This is a genomic window from Citrobacter sp. S55_ASV_140 (assembly GCF_018919505.1).
Taxonomy (GTDB): Bacteria; Pseudomonadota; Gammaproteobacteria; order Enterobacterales; family Enterobacteriaceae; genus Citrobacter; species Citrobacter werkmanii.
In genome coordinates, this window is record NZ_JAHLQZ010000292.1 from 1 (window position 1) to 3,572 (window position 3,572).

The 3,572-nt window shown below is 48.4% G+C and carries 3 protein-coding genes; all 3 read left to right on the top strand.

All coding sequences use genetic code 11. The features are described from left to right. Window positions 1-17 precede the first annotated feature (17 nt). From KQJ18_RS22610 to uxuA, 3 genes are read left to right on the top strand one after another with little or no spacing between them, the layout of a single operon-like run. The gene (locus KQJ18_RS22610; protein ID WP_038635066.1) at window positions 18-1,307 is read left to right on the top strand and encodes an MFS transporter; all 1,290 of its coding nucleotides are present in this window, start codon (window positions 18-20) and stop codon (window positions 1,305-1,307) included. Continuing rightward, complete coding sequence (locus KQJ18_RS22615) at window positions 1,279-2,304, top strand: alcohol dehydrogenase catalytic domain-containing protein (protein ID WP_038635069.1); 1,026 nt, start codon at window positions 1,279-1,281, stop codon at window positions 2,302-2,304. The genes KQJ18_RS22610 and KQJ18_RS22615 overlap by 29 nt, the downstream gene beginning before the upstream one ends. Window positions 2,305-2,324: 20 nt before the next feature. Next, window positions 2,325-3,509, top strand: coding sequence for a mannonate dehydratase (uxuA, locus tag KQJ18_RS22620; protein WP_150345531.1), 1,185 nt, complete (start codon window positions 2,325-2,327; stop codon window positions 3,507-3,509). Window positions 3,510-3,572: the final 63 nt, after the last annotated feature.

Consider the following 3,572-nt stretch of genomic DNA (forward strand, 5'->3'; position numbering starts at 1 on the left):
CAATAAGAGGATATATCATGAAAAGAAAAACAATGGGATGGCTTATCGTTTTTCTTCTTTTTATAGTTTACATGCTTAACTATATGGATCGTTCAGCATTGTCGATCACTGCTCCACTCATCGAAAAGGAATTAGGATTCAATGCTGCTGAGATGGGTATGATATTCAGCGCATTCTTTGTTGGTTATGCTCTATTTAACTTTATCGGTGGCTGGGCCAGTGACAGATTTGGCCCCAAGACAGTATTTCTGGTCGCCGCGTTACTCTGGTCATTATTTTGTGGGATGACCAGTCTGGTTACTGGCTTATGGACTATGCTGGCTGTTCGCGTGTTATTCGGCATGGCTGAAGGACCGGTCAGCGCGGCCGGAAATAAAATCATCAATAACTGGATTTCACGCAAGGAATCTGCAACTGCGATTGGTATTTTTAGCGCAGGTTCACCGTTAGGTGGCGCGATTTCTGGTCCGGTAGTTGGCATGCTGGCGCTTTCATTAGGCTGGCGTCCGGCATTCGGTATCATTTTCCTGTTCGGTTTAGTCTGGGTATTACTATGGTATTTCACTGCCAGTGATAAACCTTCAAAAAGTAAACACCTCGCCCCGGAAGAACGTGTCGATTTTGAAAACCATGATGACATCATTTTAGCGGATGACGGTAAAGCGATGCCTTCTCTCGGTTACTACATGAAGCAGCCTATGGTGTGGGCAACGACACTGGCCTTCTTCAGTTATAACTACATACTCTTTTTCTTCCTGACCTGGTTTCCAAGCTATCTTAACCACTCTCTACACCTTGATATTAAAGAAATTAGTATTGCAACCGTCATCCCGTGGGTAATTGGCGCGATCGGTATGGTATTGGGCGGAGTATGTTCTGATTTTATCTATCGCATTACAGGAAATGCCCTACTTTCTCGCCGTCTTATTCTCGGTGTTTGCCTGGCTGGCGCGGCGATCTGTGTGGCGGTTTCAGGAACGGTTACGACTATCGGCAGTGCCGTTGGACTGATGTCAGTCTCGTTATTCCTGCTGTATTTGACTGGACCTATATATTGGGCAGTTATTCAGGATGTCGTGCACAAAGATAAAGTGGGCAGCGTCGGTGGTGCCATGCATGGACTGGCAAATATATCCGGAATTATTGGCCCTCTGGTCACCGGGTTTATTGTCCAGTTTAGCGGTAAATATGATTACGCATTCTATCTGGCTGGGGCTATTGCGATTGTTTCCAGCTGTCTGGTATTCGTATTTGTCAAAAATAAAGGATTAAAAACAAATGAAAGTCAAAGCTGTTTACATCAATAAACCTGGTGAAATTGAAACCCGTTGGGTTGATTATCCGGAAAAGAAAGATAATGAAGTACTAATAAAAGTTGATGCTGCTGGGATATGTGGCTCTGATATTGGTGCATTTCGTGGTACTAACCCATTAGTAACCTATCCACGTATTATTGGACATGAAGTCACTGGCATTGTTATTCAACAAGGCAAGGGCATGCCAGCAAATATTAAAGAAGGTGATCGCGTTATTGTTGATCCTTATATTTATTGTGGTCATTGCTACCCTTGCTCAGTAGGCAGAACAAATTGTTGTGAAAATCTAAAAGTAATTGGTGTGCATATTGATGGCGCAATGCAGGAGGTGGTTGCTCACCCCGCACATTTAATTCACAAAATCCCTGATGATGTCGCCTCAGAGATGGCTCCGTTAGCTGAACCACTGACTATCGCACTGCATGCGCTACATCGCGCCAAACTGACGGCCGGAGAGCATATCGCCATTATTGGTGCCGGTGCGATTGGCCTGATGGCGGCACTGAGCGCATTGCGCTACGGTGCGACACCCATTCTGATCGATATCGTGGACGAACGACTTCAGTACGCAAAATCACTGGGCGTGCCTTACGTCATCAATCCGTCGAACATCCGGGTAATTGAGGCGATCAAAGAGATCACGCAGGGGACGATGGCGCAGGTTGTAGTCGAAGCATCTGGCGCCAACAGTGCAATTCGCGAAACTCTGGATCTTGCGTCATTTGCAGGTCGTATTGCTTTCACCGGCTGGCCAAAACAGGAGACATCGTTACCCACTAACCTGATCACGTTTAAGGAACTGGATCTGCGCGGATCGCGTACCAGTGCAGGTGAATTCGAAGAGGCGTTACAAATGCTGGCCACGCTGAACATTAATCCCGCGGATGTCGTCAGCAAGGTAGTGAATATTGATGATGTGCCTGACGCCGTGAAGGAACTTGATCAATACCCGGAACGCTATCTGAAGATCAATGCGACCTTTCATTAATTTTTCCAGGAGATAAAGCGATGGAACAAACCTGGCGTTGGTATGGCCCAAACGATCCCGTATCGTTGTCCGATGTTCGTCAAGCTGGTGCAACGGGTGTGGTAACTGCGCTGCACCATATTCCAAACGGTGAAGTCTGGTCCGTAGAAGAAATTCTCAAACGCAAAGAGATCGTAGAAAAAGCCGGTCTGGTCTGGTCGGTCGTGGAAAGCGTGCCGATCCATGAAGACATCAAGACCCACACGGGCCAGTACGATCTGTGGATCAAGAATTACCAGCAGACGCTGCGCAATCTCGCCCAATGCGGCATCTTTACTGTGTGCTACAACTTCATGCCGGTTCTGGACTGGACCCGTACCGACCTGGAGTATGTGCTACCCGACGGTTCAAAGGCTCTGCGCTTTGACCAGATTGAGTTTGCCGCATTTGAATTGCATATCCTCAAGCGCCCTGGTGCGGAAGCGGACTACAACGCGGAGGAAATTGCCCAGGCTCACCAGCGTTTTGCGGATATGAGCGAAGAGGACAAAGCCCGGCTGACGCGCAATATCATTGCCGGTCTGCCAGGTGCCGAGGAAGGATATACGCTGGACCAATTCCGTAGCCACCTTGCAACCTATAAAGATATCGACAAAGCGGTCCTACGGGAAAATTTCGCCTGGTTCCTGAAAGCCATTATCCCAGTCGCTGAAGAGGTAGGAGTACGAATGGCGGTTCATCCTGACGATCCACCGCGCCCGATTCTTGGCCTGCCGCGCATCGTTTCTACTATAGAAGATATGCAGTGGATGGTGGATACCGTAAACAGTGCGGCCAACGGCTTTACGATGTGTACCGGATCTTACGGCGTCCGCGCAGACAACGATCTGGTTGAGATGATCAAACAGTTCGGTCCGCGAATTTACTTTACGCACCTGCGTTCCACACAACGCGAAGAGAATCCCAAAACCTTCCATGAGGCAGCGCATCTCTCCGGTGATGTCGATATGTACAGCGTAGTGAAAGCGATAGTCGAAGAAGAACAGCGGCGTAAAGCTGAAGGCAACGCCTCACTTATCCCCATGCGACCCGACCATGGTCATCAAATGCTTGATGACCTGAAAAAGAAAACTAACCCAGGGTATTCCGCTATTGGTCGCCTTAAGGGCCTGGCTGAAGTACGCGGCGTTGAACTGGCTATACAGCGCGCCTTCTTCAGTCAGTAACCACATTGCCGCATGGCATCCCCGCCATGCGGTTTTCACTTTCAGTCAGCACCAGTCTTTGAT

What these genes read in the sequence shown, in the direction of transcription:
- KQJ18_RS22610 (WP_038635066.1), top strand. Translation starts at nt 18, where the DNA reads ATGAAAAGAAAAACAATGGGATGGCTTATCGTTTTTCTTCTTTTTATA.
- KQJ18_RS22615 (WP_038635069.1), top strand. Translation starts at nt 1,279, where the DNA reads ATGAAAGTCAAAGCTGTTTACATCAATAAACCTGGTGAAATTGAAACC.
- uxuA (WP_150345531.1), top strand. Translation starts at nt 2,325, where the DNA reads ATGGAACAAACCTGGCGTTGGTATGGCCCAAACGATCCCGTATCGTTG.